General features: G+C 69.8%; 11 protein-coding genes. 5 read left to right on the top strand and 6 right to left on the bottom strand.

What is annotated here, in order from left to right; genetic code table 11:
* Positions 1-111: 111 nt before the first annotated feature.
* Positions 112-1,014, bottom strand: a complete 903-nt coding sequence (locus AB0M27_RS02785; protein WP_365717202.1) for a tRNA (adenine-N1)-methyltransferase — start codon at positions 1,012-1,014, stop codon at positions 112-114.
* 168 nt (positions 1,015-1,182) lie between these two features.
* On the bottom strand, positions 1,183-3,084 hold the full coding sequence (locus AB0M27_RS02780) for a site-2 protease family protein (RefSeq protein WP_365717200.1): 1,902 nt from the start codon (positions 3,082-3,084) through the stop codon (positions 1,183-1,185).
* A 180-nt stretch (positions 3,085-3,264) separates the two neighbouring features.
* Between AB0M27_RS02780 and AB0M27_RS02775 the strand changes: the two genes are divergently transcribed.
* On the top strand, positions 3,265-4,296 hold the full coding sequence (locus AB0M27_RS02775) for a RecB family exonuclease (protein WP_365717198.1): 1,032 nt from the start codon (positions 3,265-3,267) through the stop codon (positions 4,294-4,296).
* A gap of 14 nt (positions 4,297-4,310) precedes the next feature.
* Positions 4,311-4,982: a response regulator transcription factor gene (locus tag AB0M27_RS02770; protein WP_228618649.1), complete on the top strand. Its 672-nt coding sequence runs from the start codon at positions 4,311-4,313 to the stop codon at positions 4,980-4,982.
* 97 nt (positions 4,983-5,079) lie between these two features.
* On the opposite strand, the gene AB0M27_RS02765 is transcribed toward AB0M27_RS02770, so the two are convergent.
* The 4 genes from AB0M27_RS02765 to metH all read right to left on the bottom strand — a co-directional run bounded on the left by AB0M27_RS02765 (position 5,080) and on the right by metH (position 13,287).
* Positions 5,080-6,657, bottom strand: a complete 1,578-nt coding sequence (locus tag AB0M27_RS02765; RefSeq protein ID WP_365717196.1) for an ABC transporter substrate-binding protein — start codon at positions 6,655-6,657, stop codon at positions 5,080-5,082.
* 96 nt (positions 6,658-6,753) lie between these two features.
* Entirely contained in the window at positions 6,754-8,358 is a 1,605-nt protein-coding gene (locus AB0M27_RS02760) for an ABC transporter substrate-binding protein (protein ID WP_365717194.1), read from the bottom strand.
* Between the two features lie 434 nt (positions 8,359-8,792).
* Positions 8,793-9,494 (bottom strand): HAD family phosphatase, encoded by a 702-nt coding sequence (locus AB0M27_RS02755; protein WP_365717192.1) that lies wholly within the window; start codon positions 9,492-9,494, stop codon positions 8,793-8,795.
* A gap of 277 nt (positions 9,495-9,771) precedes the next feature.
* The gene (gene metH / locus AB0M27_RS02750) at positions 9,772-13,287 is read right to left on the bottom strand and encodes a methionine synthase (protein WP_365717190.1); all 3,516 of its coding nucleotides are present in this window, start codon (positions 13,285-13,287) and stop codon (positions 9,772-9,774) included.
* 275 nt (positions 13,288-13,562) lie between these two features.
* Between metH and AB0M27_RS02745 the strand changes: the two genes are divergently transcribed.
* From AB0M27_RS02745 to glpK, 3 genes are all read left to right on the top strand, one after another.
* Complete coding sequence (locus AB0M27_RS02745) at positions 13,563-14,327, top strand: IclR family transcriptional regulator (RefSeq protein ID WP_365717188.1); 765 nt, start codon at positions 13,563-13,565, stop codon at positions 14,325-14,327.
* A gap of 368 nt (positions 14,328-14,695) precedes the next feature.
* Positions 14,696-15,490: an MIP/aquaporin family protein gene (locus AB0M27_RS02740; RefSeq protein WP_356311343.1), complete on the top strand. Its 795-nt coding sequence runs from the start codon at positions 14,696-14,698 to the stop codon at positions 15,488-15,490.
* 64 nt (positions 15,491-15,554) lie between these two features.
* A complete protein-coding gene (glpK, locus tag AB0M27_RS02735; RefSeq protein ID WP_365717186.1) occupies positions 15,555-17,093 on the top strand; it encodes a glycerol kinase GlpK in 1,539 nt (512 codons plus the stop codon).
* Positions 17,094-17,106: the final 13 nt, after the last annotated feature.

Below are 17,106 nucleotides of genomic sequence, written 5' to 3'. Positions count from 1 at the left end.
GGGCTGGGGAATCCTGGTGCCCTGTCAACGGACGGGCGCCGTGCCGGAGTTCCCGTAGGTGGGCGGGAACTCCCGCACGGCGCCGTTGCGTTGTGCTGTGTGCGGGGTGGGTCAGCGGCCGGTGCCGCCGTCGGCGTTGGGGCCGGCGTAGTCCTCGCCGTAGGCACCCTTGGCGGGGCGGCGGCGGCGCATGGGCGGCTCGACGCCGTCGGCGAGGCGGCGGGCGGTGAGCAGGAAGCCGGTGTGGCCGATCATGCGGTGGTCGGGGCGTACGGCCAGGCCCTCGATGTGCCAGTTGCGGATCATGGTCTCCCAGGCGGTCGGCTCGTTGAAGCAGCCGATCTCCCGGATGGACTCCACGGTCCGGGCGAGCTGGGTGGTGGTGGCCACGTAGCAGCAGAGGATGCCGCCGGGGACGAGTGCCTTGGAGACGGCCTCCAGGCATTCCCAGGGGGCGAGCATGTCGAGGATGACGCGGTCGACGTCGGTGTCGGACAGGTTGTCCTGGAGGTCGCCGACGGTGAGCTGCCAGGCGGGGTGGGGGCCGCCGAAGTAGCGTTCCACGTTCTGCTTGGCGATCTCGGCGAAGTCCTCGCGGCGCTCGTAGGAGTGCAGCATGCCCTGGTCGCCGATGGCGCGCAGCAGGAAGCTGCTGAGCGAGCCGGAGCCGACGCCGGCCTCGACGACGCGTGCGCCGGGGAAGATGTCGGCGAAGGCGAGGATGTGCCCCGCGTCCTTGGGGTAGACGACGGCTGCCCCGCGGGGCATGGACAGGACGTAGTCGGGGAGCAGGGGGCGCAGCGCGAGGTAGGCGACGTTGCCGGTGGTGCGGACAACGCTGCCCTCGGGAGCGCCGATCAGTTCGTCGTGCGGGAAGGAACCCTTGTGGGTGTGGAAGTTCTTCCCGGCTTCGAGCGTGAACGTGTAGTGGCGACCCTTGGGGTCGGTCAGCTGTACCTGGTCCCCGACCTTGAAGGGCCCGCGTCTGCGGGCGGCACCGGTCGGTTCGGACATGTGACCAGCGTACCGGGTCCCTGCCGGGGGCTTGGCCGATGGAGGGGGTGGGGGGTGGGGCGCGTGCGGACTGGGCGGTGGTCTGTGGCGGGTCGCGCCCACGCGGCGGCAGCCGCACATCGACACATCCCCGCGCCCCCTATGGGGGCGCTTTGGTGGAGGGCGCTGTCAGGCGGGCCGTGCCATTGCCTTGACGAAGGCCCGCTCCACGTCTGCTGCCGACAGGACGCCGTAGATCTCGCCGGTTTCCTCGACGACGAGGTATTCGGTGGCGGGGGTGGCGCGCAGGACGTCCAGGAGTTCTTCTCCGGCGAGTTCGGCGGAGACGCGCATGCCGTCGGTGAGCTCCTGGGCGAGGCCGCTGACGGCGACCCAGGGGCGGCGGTGTTCGGGTACGCCGACGATGGCGGACTCGCGGACCAGGGAGAGGGGGTTGCCGTGGGCGTCGACGACGACCAGGGCGCGGGCGCCGGCGGCGTTGGCGCGGCGCAGGGCCTCCGACAGCGGGGTGTCGGTCTGGACGGGGACGGCCCGCCGGGTGAGGGTGCGGGCGCGCAGTTCGGGAAGGTGTTCGCGCAGGCGGGCCATGCGCAGGCTGTTTCCGGCGCCGGTCCAGATGATCGCGGCGAGGATGGCGGCGAGCAGGGCGTCGGTGACGGTGTCCATGCCGCCCGCGTCCTCGCTGCCGCCGCCGAGGGCGCCGGACTGGTTGAGCAGCGGCAGGCCGATGAGGACGGCGACGGCGAGGGCGCGGCCGACCCAGGCGGCGGCGACGGTGCCGCTCATGGGTTTGCCGGTGACGGCCCAGACGACGGCGCGGAGCATGCGGCCGCCGTCGAGGGGCAGGCCGGGGAGGAGGTTGAAGATCGCCACGATGAGGTTGGAGATCATCAGGCCGGCGAGCAGGACGCCGGGTACGGTGCCGGGCTCGACGGGTTTCATGGCGAGGTAGAACAGTCCGGCGAGGACGAGGGAGAGCAGCGGGCCGACGAAGGCCAGGACGAATTCCCGGCCCGGGGTCTCGGCCTCCTTCTCGATCTCGGAGACGCCGCCGAAGAACTGCAGCTGGATGCGGCGGACCGGGAGCTTGAAGCGGATCGCGGCGACCGTGTGGGCCAGCTCGTGGACCAGTACGGAGGCGTAGAAGGCGACGGCGAAGAAGAGTGAGACCAGGTAGCGGGCGGCGCCGAGCTCGGGCAGCACGCGGTCGAGCTGGCCGCCGAAGACCCAGGTGATGAGTGCGGCGACGAGGAACCAGCTCGGTGCGACGTACACCGGCACGCCGAAGGGACGGCCCATGAGGATGCCGCCACCGGGCTCCTTGGGCCGTGGCTGGGGCGGCTCACCCTTGGCGATTCCGGAGTGGGCGAGGGTCCGGTGCTGATCGGGGTGCGATCCGCGCCGGGTGCCAGTGCCGGGGGCGGGGGCGTTTTCGGGTCCGCCGGGGGTGAGGGGCGGGATGGTCGTTTCGCGGGACGGGGTCTCCGAGCCGCCGGTTGCGCCGGTCGTGGCGCCGGTGCCGGTGGCCTCGGAGCCGCGGGTGGGTCCCTCGGCGCCCGCGCCATCACCGGGGCCGGTCGCATCGGTGCGGCCCTCGGCGCCGGTCGCGTCCCAGCCGCTGGTGCCGTCCGGGCCGCTGGCGCCGGTCCCGCCGGTGTCACCCGTCGCGCCACTGGCGTCAGCCGGGCCACCGTCGGCGCCCTCGGCGTCCCAGCCGCCGCCGGTGTCGGGCGTGCCCCCCGGAGGCACAGTGGCCCCCGAGCCGCCGGCGGCGCCGGTGCGGTCCGTGCCCTCCGGAGGAGCAGCGGTGTCCGAGCCGGCGGCGATGCTGTCCGTACCCTCTGGGTTCGCGGTGGTGTCCGCGTCGGTCTGGGCAGGTCGTGGGTCGGCCGGGCGGTCGGCGGCGTGTCCCTGGTTGTCGGTCCCGGCCCGGCTGTGGTCCGCGGTGGGCTGAGGCTCCGGGGCCGCGGGGTCGGTGCGGTCGGTCGTCGGGGCCGTTGGACCTGCGGGGTGCTCGGCCGGCTTGTCGTTGCCGGACCGCGGCTGCCCGCTCCCGCCGCTCACGTCCACGGTGTCCCCTCGTTCGAAGCGTCCTTCCGTACCTGCCGGACGGAAGGGTCTCTGGTCGATGGTATGCGGCCTTGGTGACGCGTTTCGCCCCGGCACCCTTTGAGTTTGCCCAGCGGTCGCGCGGGCCGGATGCGGCGGCGGCTGGGTCACTGTCAGTGGTGGGCCGTAAGGTCTGTGGACATGGACAGCAGCATCGAGGACGCGGGAGCCCTGTCGGGCAGCGCCGAGCAGACGGATCCGGCCGAGGCGCCGCGACCGACGCCCACGGCGGCTTCGGTGCCGGGGCCCTCGACAGCCGTGGAGGCCGCCGAGCCGGACTCGGCCGTGCCGGCTCTGCCGGAGGCCGGTGCCGAGCGCGTCGCCATCCCGCCCACCTCGCTGTCCCCGTCCCGGGCCGGCGATTTCATGCAGTGCCCGCTGCTGTACCGGTTCCGGGTGATCGACCGGCTGCCGGAGAAGCCGAGCGCGGCGGCGACCCGGGGCACGCTGGTGCACGCGGTGCTGGAGCGGCTGTTCGACGCGCCCGCGGCGGAGCGGACCGCGCCCCGGGCGAAGGCCCTGATCCCGGGCCAGTGGGACCGGCTGCGGGAGAGCAGGCCGGAGCTCATGGAGCTGTTCGCGGACGACCCGGACGGCGAGCGGATGACCGGGTGGCTTCAGGAGGCCGAGCGGCTGGTCGAGCGCTGGTTCACGCTGGAGGATCCGACGCGGTTGGAGCCGGCCGAGCGGGAGCTGTTCGTGGAGGCCGAGCTGGAGTCGGGGCTGCGGCTGCGCGGGATCATCGACCGGGTGGATGTGGCGCCGACCGGTGAGGTGCGGATCGTCGACTACAAGACGGGGAAGGCGCCGCGGCCGGAGTACTCCGAGGGCGCGCTGTTCCAGATGAAGTTCTACGCGCTGGTGGTGTGGCGGTTGAAGGGGGTCGTGCCGCGCCGGCTGCAGCTGGTCTATCTCGGTAGCGGCGACGTGCTGACGTACGACCCGGTGCTCGCCGATCTGGAGCGGGTGGAGCGCAAGCTGCACGCGCTGTGGGACGCCATCCGGCAGGCCACGGAGACCGGTGAGTGGCGGCCGCGTCCGACGAAGCTGTGCGGCTGGTGCGATCACCAGGCGCACTGCCCGGAGTTCGGCGGCACTCCCCCGCCGTATCCGCTCCCGGTGAGGGCGCGCGAATCCGGGACCGTGTCGCAGGGCAGAATGGGCCCGGACTAGCGAAGGAGTGTCACGTGGCCATCCGTGTCCTACTGGTCGACGACCAGCCCCTGCTGCGTACGGGTTTCCGGATGATCCTGGAGGCCGAGCAGGACATCGCGGTCGTGGGCGAGGCCGGCGACGGCCTGCAGGCCCTCGATCAGGTGCGGGCCCTGCAGCCGGACGTGGTGCTGATGGACATCCGCATGCCGCGGATGGACGGGGTGGAGGCGACCCGGCAGATCACCGGGCCCGACCGGTCCGGTCCGGCGAAGGTGCTGGTGCTGACCACGTTCGATCTGGACGAGTACGTGGTGGAGGCGCTGCGGGCCGGGGCGAGCGGTTTTCTGCTGAAGGACGCGCCCGCCAACGAGTTGGTGCAGGCGATCCGTGTGGTGGCGGCGGGTGAGGCGATGCTGGCGCCGAGCATCACGCGCCGGCTGCTGGACAAGTACGCCACGCATCTGCCCTCCGGCGAGGAGCCGGTGCCGGACACGCTGAACACCCTCACCGACCGTGAGGTGGAGGTGCTGAAGCTGGTGGCGCGTGGTCTGTCCAACGCGGAGATCGCCGCTGACCTGTTCGTCAGTGAGACCACCGTCAAGACGCATGTCGGGCATGTGCTGACCAAGCTGGGTCTCAGGGACCGGGTGCAGGCGGCGGTGTACGCGTACGAGAGCGGTCTGGTGCGTCCCGGCGCGCAGTGAGCGGTCACGTCGGTACGACGCCGAAGGGCGCCCCTCCCGTGCGGAGAAGGGCGCCCTTGGTGTCGACTGCGTCAGCAGCCGACTGCGTCAACTGGCGTCAGCTCTTGCTGAGTTCCCAGAACCGGAACACCGTGGAGGCGTCGAGGCAGTACTCCAGGCCGTAGACGCCGTCGCGGGCGACCGCGTACTGCTTGGCCTGCCAGACGGGCAGGACGGGCAGTTCGGTGGCGACGATGTTCTGCAGCCGGCCGAAGTCCTTGTCGGTGGCGGCCCGGTCGCTCTGCGCGGCGGTGTCGGGGATGAGGGTGCCGGTGATGGTGCGGTTGCTGTAGTTGTTGTCCAGCACGTTGCCCTTGCCGAAGAAGGGGGCGGTGAAGTTGTCGGCGTCCGGGTAGTCGGGGACCCAGCCCTTGACGTAGACGCCGTACTTGCCGGCCGCGATGTCCTTCTCGTACTGGTCGAAGGCGACCGACTTGACGTCGGCGTCGAACAGGCCGCTGGCGTTGAGCTGTCCGGCGATGGCCTTCAGCTCCTCGTCGGTGGCGGGGCCGTAACGCGAGGGCGTGGACCACAGGGTGAGCTTGACCTTGCCGGTGATGCCGTCGGCGCGCAGTGCGGAGGCGGCCTTGGCCTGGGAGGGGCGGGCGCCGTAGGTGTCGAAGAAGGCCGTGTTGTGGCCGACGATGCCGGCCGGGATGATCGAGTACAGCGGGGTGGCGGTGCCCTCGTAGACGTTCTTGATGAGGGCGTCGCGGTCGACGAGGTAGGCCATGGCCTTGCGGACGCCGAGTTTTCCGGCGACCGGGTCGTTCATGTTGAAGACCAGGTGCTGGACTTCGGCGCTGCTGCCCTCGATGACGTCGACGCCCTTGCCGTCCTGCCCGTCGAGGCCGGCGATGTCGGAGGCGGACAGACCTCGGTAGGCGATGTCGACATTGCCGTCGAGGAGCGCCTTCTTCAGGGCGGCCCGGTCGCCGTGGAAGAACTTCATGGTGACGCCGGAGTTCTTGACCTTGGCGGTGCCCTGGTAGTTGCCGTTGACGGAGAAGACCGCCTGGTCCTTGTCGAAGGAGTCCAGCTTGTAGGGGCCGGATCCGATGGCCTTGTGGTCGGTGCGCAGGCCGTGCGCGTCGTACTGGCGGTGGTCGACGATGGAGCCGGCACCGGAGGCGATCTTGCTGGGGAAGGTCGCGTCGGAGGACTTCAGGTGGAAGACGACCGTCTTGGCGTCCGGGGTGTCGACGCTGCCGAGCATCGGGAACATGATCGCGGGCCCCGAGGGGTCGTTGATCTTCAGCATGCGGTCGAAGGAGAACTTGACGTCCTTCGAGGTGAGCGGGTCACCGTTGCTGAACTTCAGGTCGTCCTTGAGCGTGCACTGGTAGACCGTGGCCCGGGAGTCGGTGAAGGTGCATTGCCTGGCCAGTTCGGGCTGGGGTTCGCTGCCGCCCTTGGGGAAGCTGAGCAGCGTCTGGAAGACGTTGTCGAACAACAGCCAGGAGCCGGGGTCGTAGCCGGAGGCCGGGTCCGTGGCGAGGACGTCGTCGGACATCCCCATCACCACGGAGGAGCCGGTACCCCCGGAATCACCGGACCCCGAGCCGCAGCCGGTCAACAGGCCGGAGGCCAGCCCCGCCACGATGGGCAGGACCGGCCACTGGTTGCGCATGTTCACTTGAAATGTGCCTTGTCGTCGGTTCGTCCCCCGGGGCCACCGTCCTGGCCTCGGGTTGTCCGGGGCAGCCGTCCCTGGCCCCGGACGAGAGAGCCGTCAGCCGCTCACACCGCGGCCGAGCTCCCACAGCTGAAGCGTCGAGGAGGAGTTGAGGGCGTAGGCGACGCCCGTGATGTCGTCCCGTGCGGCGACGTACTGCTTGCCCTGCCACAGCGGCAGGACCGGGACGTCCTCGGCGACGATGTCCTGGATCTCCGTCAGGCTCTTGGCGGCGTTGAGCCGGTCGGCCTCGCGGCGGGACTCCGGGATCAGGGTGCGCTGGATGGTGCTGTTGGAGTACGGGGAGCCGAGGAAGTTGTCCTTGTCGAGGAAGGGCGCGAGGAAGTTGTCGGCGTCCGGGAAGTCGGGGAACCAGCCCATGCCGTAGACGTCGTACTGCCCCTTCTGCTCGGCGGGCCGGAAGGTGTCCCAGGGGTGGCCCTGGATGGAGGCGTCGAACAGGCCGCTGTCGTTGAGCTGCTTCTGCAGGACCTCGAACTCCTTCTTGGTGGCGGAGCCGTAGTGGTCGGTCGTGTAGTGCAGGGTCAGCTTGACCGGGGTGGTGATGCCGGCCTTGGTCAGCAGGGCCTTCGCCTTGGCGGCGCTGGGGTTGCCGTACTTGTTGAAGAACGAGTTGGAGTGGCCGGTGACGGTGGCGGGCACGAGCGAGTACAGCGGCTCGGCCTGGGTGCCGTAGACCTTGGAGACGACTTCCGCGCGGTTGATGAGCTGGGCCATGGCCTGGCGTACGGCCTTGGACTTCACGCTGGGCGCGTTGGTGTTGAAGGCGAGGTAGCGGATCTCCAGGCCCGGCATGTCGACCAGGTCGGCCTTGTCGTCGCCGCCGGCGTCCAGCTTCTGGATCTGGGCGGGCGACATGGTGCGGGTCATGACGTCGATGTCACCCTTGTCGATGGCGGCGCCCATGGCGTCGGCGTCGGCGAAGGAGCGCAGTTCGACCTTGTCGTTGTTCACCTTCACGAAGCCCTTGTAGTTGGGGCTCTTGGTGAAGGTGGCGGTGGTGATCGCGTTGCCGCTGACGTCGGCGTGGAAGCTGTAGGGGCCGGAGCCGTCGACCTCGAAGCCGTCGCGGAGCTTGTCCTTCTCGTAGTCCTTCGGGTTGATGATGCCCGCGACCGGAGTGGACAGCTTGTACGGGAAGGTGGCGTCCGCGGTCTTGAGGTGGAAGATGACCTCGCGGTCGCCCTGCGTCTCGATGGTGTCGATGGTGTTCAGCAGGGAGGAGACACCGCTGCTGGCCTTGATGCGCAGGGCTCGCTCGATGGAGTACTTGACGTCCTGGGCGGTCACCTGGTCGCCGTCGGCGAACTTCAGGCCGTCGCGGAGCTTGCAGGCGTAGCGCTCGCTGCCGCTGTCGGTGAACGAGCAGCTCTCGGCGGCGTCCGGGACGGGTTCGCCCTCGCCCTTGGGCTGGGCCATCAGGGTCTGCACGGTCTGGCGCAGGATGTTCCAGGTGCCGACGTCGTAGGCGTAGGCGGGGTCGAGGGGCGCCGGGGCGTCGCTGGTGGTGGTGAACCGGTCCGTGGTGCCGACGACGATGGCGTCACCGCTCTTGCTCCCGCTGTCGGCTCCGCCGCACGCGGCGAGAACCGGGGTGAGCAGGCCGGCCACCGCCGGCAGCACCAAAGTCTTGCGGTTCATGCGGGAGTTTCTCCAGAGCTGTTCGGGTCCGTGTATCCGGCATGCATGGGTGGTGCGGCGGATCACGGGGGGTTGCGGCGATGTTGTCGCGATGAGATTAGTCCGCGCCCGCAGGAGGGTTCACGGCCCCGTGAGTTGACCCCCCATCACGCAGTGAAACCAGGTGCGGACACACCGAAAACCCGACAGCGGCAGGATTAGTGCAGCATCCCATCAATCGGGACACAAAGACTCGTCACGGCGGGCCGAACAGGGCCGTTCAGCACACTTGACCCGGGTTGTCGAGAGCCGCCAGGGTGGGGAACGTCACACTCCCAACTGTGTGGGGAGTCAGTGGAATTCGGCCGGGCGGTCGGCCGTGAATTCCACTCGGGTGTACTTCCCCGGAAATTTGTCCAACCGGGCCAATGGACTTTTTCACGCTGGGTGAACGGCTAGGGCATTTCCGTCATCAGCCCGCGCAGAAATGCCAGGTCGACCTCTTCCAGAGAGGTCACCACGGTGCGTCTTGCGGCCGGGCTGATGGGGGCGACGGAGGGTACGGCGACGACGCGGCAGCCCGCGGCCTCGGCGGCGGCGACACCCGTCGCCGTGTCCTCGACCACCGCGCATCTGTCCGGCCGGGCGTCGAGCCCCGCCGCGGCGAGCAGGTAGGGGTCGGGGAAGGGTTTGGTGCGCGAGACCTCGTCGCCGGCGACGGACAGGGCGAAGTGGTGGGTGCCGAGGACGCTCAGCACGCGGTCGATGATGCGCCGGTGGGAGGCGGAGACCAGGGCGGTGGGGATGGCCTGCTCGTGGAGTTCGGCGAGCAGGCGGGCGGCGCCCGGCATCAGCGGCAGGGCCCGGTCGATGCGGTCCTCGAAGCCCTCGTTGAGCAGCTCGGTGAGTTCGGCGAGCGTGATGTCGGCGCCGGTGGCCTCGATGAGGAAACCGGCGCTGCGGGTCATGGGTCCGCCGACCACGACGTGCCGCCAGGACGGGTCCAGGGTGTGGCCGAGCGTGGCGAAGACCTCGACCTCGACGTCCCACCAGAAACCCTCGGTGTCCACCAGGGTGCCGTCCATGTCGAGGAGCACCGCCTGCAGGGCGGAGCCTTCGGCCGTAAGGGTTCCGAGCGCGGGGACCGTGCTGGTCATCCGGGCGCACCTCCTTGAGGGACGATCAGGCCGGTTCCCGGACAGGGAACCGGCCTGGTGGACCGACCAGTGTACGTCTCCGGCGCCCGAACCGCCTCGTTTATCACTCGTGGCCGGGGTTGCCCCTCGAAACACCCCTGAGCAGACCAAAGGGGGCTTCAGGCGTACCCGCGGTCAGGCGCCCCAATGGGGCGCGAGGAACTGCGCGACCAGTCCCCGCGCACCCGCGCTCGCGCACAACCGAACCCGGCTCGGCGAGCAGGCGCCCCGGCCGACCTCAGCGGGCGTTGAAGTACTTCGCCTCCGGATGGTGGATGACGATCGCGTCCGTGGACTGCTCGGGGTGCAGCTGGAACTCCTCGGACAGGTGGACGCCGATCCGCTCCGGCCGGAGCAGGTCCGCGATCTTGGCGCGGTCCTCCAGGTCGGGGCAGGCGCCGTAGCCGAGGGAGAAGCGGGCGCCGCGGTACTTCAGGGCGAACATGTCCTCCATGTCGGCCGGGTCCTCACCGGCGAAGCCGAGCTCCGCGCGGACCCGGGCGTGCCAGTACTCGGCGAGCGCCTCCGCCAACTGGACGGACAGGCCGTGCAGTTCGAGGTAGTCGCGGTAGGAGTTGGCCTCGAAGAGCTTGGCCGTCTCCTCGCCGATGCGGGAGCCGACGGTGACGACCTGGAGCCCGACGACGTCGGTCTCACCGGACTCCTCCGGACGGAAGAAGTCGGCGAGGCACAGCCGGCGGCCGCGGCGCTGGCGCGGGAAGGTGAACCGGGTGCGTTCGTTGCCCTGCTCGTCCAGGATGATCAGGTCGTCGTCCTTGGACACGCAGGGGAAGTAGCCGTAGACGACGGCCGCTTCCAGCAGGTTCTCCGTCTGCAGCCGGTCCAGCAGGCCGCGCAGCCGCGGGCGGCCCTCGCTCTCCACCAGTTCCTCGTACGACGGTCCCTCGCCGGTGCGGGCCTGCTTCAGGCCCCATTGGCCCTTGAACAGCGCGCCCTCGTCGAGCCAACTCGCGTACTCCTTGAGCTGGATGCCCTTGACGATCCGGGTGTCCCAGAACGGCGGGGTCGGCACGGGGTTGTCGGTGGCGACGTCGGAGCGGACGTGCCCCTCCTCGGGGCGTTCCTCCACCTCGACGGAGGCCGTGGCCCGCACCCGGCGCTGGCGCAGCTCGGGCAGCTTGGCGCCCGGCACGCCGCGCTTGACGCCGATGAGGGCGTCCATCAGGCGCAGGCCCTCGAAGGCGTCGCGGGCGTAGCGGACCTCGCCCTCGTAGATCTCGTGCAGGTCCTGCTCGACATAGGCGCGGGTGAGGGCGGCGCCGCCGAGGATGACCGGGAAGCGGGCGGCGAGGCCGCGCTGGTTCAGCTCCTCCAGGTTCTCCTTCATGATCACCGTGGACTTTACCAGCAGCCCGGACATGCCGATGACGTCGGCCCGGTGCTCCTCGGCGGCCTCCAGGATCGCGGAGACCGGCTGCTTGATGCCCAGGTTGACGACGTTGTAGCCGTTGTTGGACAGGATGATGTCGACGAGGTTCTTGCCGATGTCGTGGACGTCGCCGCGCACGGTCGCGAGGACGATGGTGCCCTTGCCCTCGGCGTCCGACTTCTCCATGTGCGGTTCGAGGTAGGCGACGGCGGCCTTCATGACCTCGGCGGACTGCAGGACGAAGGGCAGCTGCATCTGGCCGGAGCCGAACAGGTCGCCGACCACCTTCATGCCGTCCAGCAGGGTCTCGTTGACGATGTCGAGCGCCGGGCGGTCCTGCAGGGCCTCGTCGAGGTCGGCTTCCAGGCCGTTGCGTTCGCCGTCGATGATGCGCCGCTTGAGGCGCTCCTCCAGCGGAAGCGCGGCCAGTTCCTCGGCCTTGCCGGCCTTCAGGGACTTGGCGGTGGCGCCCTCGAAGAGCTGCATGAGCTTCTGCAGGGGGTCGTAGCCCTCGCTGCGACGGTCGTAGATCAGGTCCAGGGCCGTGGTGACCTGCTCCTCGTCGAAGCGGGCGATCGGCAGGATCTTGGAAGCGTGCACGATGGCCGAGTCCAGGCCCGCCTTCACACACTCGTCCAGGAAGACGGAGTTCAGCAGGATGCGGGCGGCCGGGTTCAGGCCGAAGGAGATGTTCGACAGGCCCAGGGTGGTCTGGACGGCCGGGTGGCGGCGCTTGAGCTCGCGGATCGCCTCGATGGTGGCGAGGCCGTCCTTGCGGGACTCCTCCTGACCGGTGCAGATGGTGAAGGTCAGGGTGTCGATGAGGATGTCCTCCTCACGGATGCCCCAGTTCCCGCTGAGGTCGTCGATCAGCCGTTCGGCGATCTCGACCTTCTTCTCGGGGGTGCGGGCCTGGCCCTCCTCGTCGATGGTGAGCGCGATCAGGGCGGCGCCGTGCTCCCGGGCCAGCTTGGTGACCTTGGCGAAGCGGGAGTCCGGGCCGTCGCCGTCCTCGTAGTTCACGGAGTTGATCACCGCGCGGCCGCCGAGCTTCTCCAGGCCCGCCTCGATGACGTCGACCTCGGTGGAGTCCAGGACGATCGGCAGGGTGGAGGCGGTGGCGAAGCGGCCGGCGAGTTCCTCCATGTCGGCGACGCCGTCGCGGCCGACGTAGTCCACGCACAGGTCGAGCATGTGCGCGCCCTCGCGGATCTGCTCCCGGGCGATCTCCACGCAGTCGTCCCAGTGGCCCTGGAGCATGGCCTCGCGGAACTTCTTGGAGCCGTTGGCGTTGGTCCGCTCGCCGATGGCCAGGTAGGAGGTGTCCTGGCGGAACGGCACCGACTGGTACAGGGAGGCGGCGCCGGGCTCCGGGCGCGGGTCGCGGGCGGGCGGGGTGAGGCCCTGGACGCGCTCGACGACCTGGCGCAGGTGCTCGGGGGTGGTACCGCAGCAGCCGCCGACGAGGGAGAGGCCGTACTCGCGGACGAAGGTCTCCTGGGCGTCGGCCAGCTCGGGCGCGGTCAGCGGGTAGTGGGCGCCGTCCTTGCCGAGGACGGGCAGGCCCGCGTTGGGCATGCAGGACAGCGGGATGCGGGCGTTGCGGGCGAGGTAGCGCAGGTGCTCGCTCATCTCGGCCGGGCCGGTGGCGCAGTTCAGGCCGATCATGTCGATGCCGAGCGGCTCCAGCGCGGTGAGCGCGGCGCCGATCTCGGAGCCGAGGAGCATGGTGCCGGTGGTCTCGACGGTCACCGACACGATCACCGGCAGGTCCAGGCCGACGGCGTCCAGGCCGCGGCGGGCGCCGAGGACGGCCGCCTTGGTCTGGAGGAGGTCCTGGGTGGTCTCCACGAGCAGCGCGTCGGCGCCGCCGGTGACCAGACCCTCGGCGTTGCGCTGGTAGGCGTCGCGCAGGGTGGTGTAGGGGGCGTGGCCCAGGGTGGGCAGCTTGGTGCCGGGGCCCATGGAGCCGAGGACCCAGCGGGGGCGGCCGTCCTTGGCGGTGAACTCGTCGGCGACCTCGCGGGCCACCCGGGCGCCGGCCTCGGACAGCTCGTGGACGCGCTCGGCGATGTCGTACTCGCCGAGGGCGGAGTGGTTGGCCCCGAAGGTGTTGGTCTCGACGCAGTCGACGCCCACGGCGAAGTACGCCTCGTGGACGGAGCGGACGATGTCGGGGCGGGTGAGGTTGAGGATCTCGTTGCAGCCCTCGAGCTGCTGGAAGTCGTCGAGTGTGGGTTCCTGGGCCTGGAGCATGGTGCCCATGGCTCCATCGGCGACCACCACGCGGGTGGCGAGTGCCTCTCGGAGCGCGGACACACGGGTCCGGCTGTCGGCGGAAGGGGACGGTGGCAACGAGGCCATGAAGGGGCTCCCTAGGTGCGACGGCTGTCGGCTATGCGGTGCCCCGGGCAGGCGGGCAGGCCGCACGGCGCCAGACTAACCGGGAGTCGGCTTGGATGGGCACCTGCGTCCACGAGGCGGACGCCGGTGGCGGGTGCGCCACGCGCAGGTCACCTGTGATGTAACAAGTGCCGACCCACCGTTAGCGGGAGGTCGGTATGGACCGGTAGTGTTCGACATTGCCGAACGGTGTTGAATACACGGCGGCAGTCGAAGGGGACGGAGGCAGGACGGCGATGGCACGGAACATCCAGTCGCTCGAACGGGCGGCCGCGATGCTGCGGTTGCTCGCGGGTGGCGAGCGGCGGCTCGGCCTGTCGGACATCGCCTCGTCACTGGGACTCGCCAAGGGCACCGCCCACGGCATTCTGCGCACCCTCCAGCAGGAGGGCTTCGTGGAGCAGGACGACGCCTCCGGGCGCTACCAGCTGGGCGCGGAGCTGCTGCGCCTGGGCACCACCTATCTGGACGTGCACGAGCTGCGGGCCAGGGCCCTGGTGTGGACCGACGACCTGGCCCGTTCCAGCGGGGAGAGCGTGTACCTGGGGGTCCTGCACCAACAGGGCGTACTGATCGTGCACCACGTCTTCCGGCCGGACGACAGCCGGCAGGTGCTGGAGATCGGTGCCATGCAGCCGCTGCACTCCACCGCGCTCGGCAAGGTGCTGGCGGCCTACGACCCGGTGGCGCACAGCGAGGCGCTGGAGTCCGACCGGAAGCCCTTCACGGACCGCACGGTGTACGACGCCGACGACTTCGAGCACCTTCTCGACATCACGCGCGCGCGTGGGTATGCGGCCGACATCGAGGAGACCTGGGAGGGCGTGGCGTCGGTCGCCGCGCCCATCCACGACCGGCGCCGTATGCCCGTGGGAGCGGTCGGCATCACCGGGGCCGTGGAACGGCTGCGCCCGGACGGGGAGCTGCGTCCCGAGCTGATCGCGGCGGTGCGCGACTGCGCCCGCGCGGTGTCCAGGGACCTGGGCGCGGGACGGTTCTGAGCGCTCGACGCTCCTTGTATGCACGCCTGGGGACGCCTCAGGGGACCACCGGAACGCCGGGCGGCGTTCCGGTTCTCGCCCTACCCTGAAACCGGCATATGGGGCTAATGACCACGTCAGCGCGCGAAGAGTGATAACCGGCAGCGATCAATAACGATCCTGTTTTCGATAACAGAACCCTTGACGCATGCGTAACGCCGAAGCAAGACTCCCGTCCATCGGTCGGCATTGTCGAACACCTACCGGCAATACGCGCTAGAGTGTGGCAACGCCAAGGGCCGGCAATCGCTCTCACCCCCGAGGGCGCCAGAACCACCGGAGGGACCCGGGGTTCGGCTATCCCTGGACGAAGGACAAAGGAGTCGCGGGTGTCCAGCTCCGACATCTTCATCGGCGAGACCATCGGTACCGCCATACTCATCCTGCTCGGCGGCGGCGTCTGCGCGGCCGTCACGCTGAAGGCCTCCAAGGCCCGTAACGCCGGTTGGCTCGCCATCGCCTTCGGGTGGGGCTTCGCCGTCCTGACGGCCGTGTACATCTCCGGACCGCTCTCCGGTGCACACCTCAACCCGGCCGTCACCGTCGCCCTGGCGATCAAGAACAACGACTGGAGCAACGTTCCGACCTATTTCGCCGGCCAGCTGCTCGGCGCGATGATCGGCGCGACCCTGGTGTGGGTCGCCTACTACGGCCAGTTCCACGCCCACCTGACCGACAAGGAGATCGTCGGCGGTCCGGGCGCGCAGGCCACCGCGGCCAAGGCGGTCGAGGCCCAGGAGAAGGGCGCCGGCCCGGTCCTCGGCATCTTCTCCACCGGTCCGGAGATCCGCAACGCGGCGCAGAACCTCGCCACGGAGATCATCGGCACGGTCGTGCTGATCCTCGCGGTCCTCACGCAGGGCCTGAACGACAAGGGCAACGGACTCGGCGTCCTCGGCGGTCTGATCACCGCGCTCGTGGTCGTCTCGATCGGTCTCTCCCTCGGCGGCCCGACGGGGTACGCGATCAACCCGGCCCGTGACCTGGGCCCGCGCATCGTGCACGCCCTGCTGCCGCTGCCCAACAAGGGCGGTTCCGACTGGGCCTACGCCTGGATCCCCGTGGTCGGTCCGCTGATCGGCGGCGCGATCGCCGCAGGCATCTACAACGTCGCCTTCGCTTAGACATCACCTCGAAGCACCGCGCCGTACGCACCGCCCTATCACCACGGATCTTTTGGAGCACACAGTGACCGACGCCCACACCGCAGGCCCGTTCATCGCCGCGATCGACCAGGGCACCACCTCCAGCCGCTGCATCGTCTTCGACCGGGACGGCCGTATCGTCTCCGTCGACCAGAAGGAGCACGAGCAGATCTTCCCCAAGCCGGGCTGGGTCGAGCACAACGCCAACGAGATCTGGACCAACGTCCAGGAAGTCGTCGCCGGGGCCATCGCCAAGGCCGGGATCACCCGTGACGACATCAAGGCCATCGGCATCACCAACCAGCGCGAGACCACCGTGCTGTGGGACAAGAACACCGGTGAGCCCGTCTACAACGCCCTGGTCTGGCAGGACACCCGCACCGACGCCCTGTGCAAGGAGCTGGGCCGCAACGTCGGCCAGGACCGCTTCCGGCGCGAGACCGGCCTGCCGCTGGCCTCGTACTTCTCCGGACCCAAGGCCCGCTGGCTGCTCGACAACGTCGACGGCCTGAAGGAGCGCGCCGAGGCCGGCGACATCCTCTTCGGCACCATGGACACCTGGGTCATCTGGAACCTGACCGGCGGTGTCGACGGCGGCAAGCACGTCACCGACGTCACCAACGCCTCCCGCACCCTTCTCATGAACCTGCACACGATGCAGTGGGACGAGAAGATCGCCGAGTCGATCGGCGTGCCGCTGCAGATCCTGCCCGAGATCCGCTCCTCCGCCGAGGTCTACGGCGAGGTCACCGGCGGCAAGCTCGGCGAGCTGCTCGGCGGCATCCCGGTGGCCTCCGCGCTCGGCGACCAGCAGGCGGCCCTGTTCGGCCAGACCTGTTTCTCCGAGGGCGAGACCAAGTCCACCTACGGCACCGGCACCTTCATGGTGATGAACACCGGTGACAAGATCATCAACTCCTACGCGGGTCTGCTGACCACGGTCGGCTACAAGATCGGCGACCAGCCGACGGTCTACGCCCTGGAGGGCTCGATCGCCGTCACGGGATCTCTGGTGCAGTGGATGCGCGACCAGATGGGCCTGGTCTCCACCGCCGCCGAGATCGAGACGCTCGCGCTCTCGGTCGAGGACAACGGCGGCGCCTACTTCGTGCCGGCCTTCTCCGGTCTGTTCGCCCCGCACTGGCGCTCCGACGCCCGCGGTGTCATCGCCGGTCTGACCCGGTACGTGACCAAGGCGCACCTCGCGCGCGCCGTCCTGGAGGCCACCGCCTGGCAGACGCGGGAGATCGCCGACGCCATGGTGAAGGACTCCGGCGACGAGCTGGTGGCTCTGAAGGTCGACGGCGGCATGACCTCCAACAACCTGCTGATGCAGACCCTCGCCGACGTTCTGGACGCGCCCGTGGTGCGCCCGATGGTCGCCGAGACCACCTGCCTCGGCGCCGCCTACGCCGCCGGCCTCGCCGTCGGCTTCTGGTCCAGCACCGACGAACTGCGCGCCAACTGGCGCCGGGCAGCCGAGTGGACCCCCCAGATGGACGCGGACACCCGCGACCGTGAGTACAAGAACTGGCTCAAGGCCGTCGACCGGACCATGGGCTGGATCGAGGACGAGAGCTGAGCTGCCCAGACAG

It is taken from the genome of Streptomyces sp. NPDC052107, from assembly GCF_040680215.1.
GTDB lineage: Bacteria > Actinomycetota > Actinomycetes > Streptomycetales > Streptomycetaceae > Streptomyces.
Note: the sequence above shows the minus strand (reverse complement) of the source record. Positions and strands in the feature narration are given on the sequence as shown.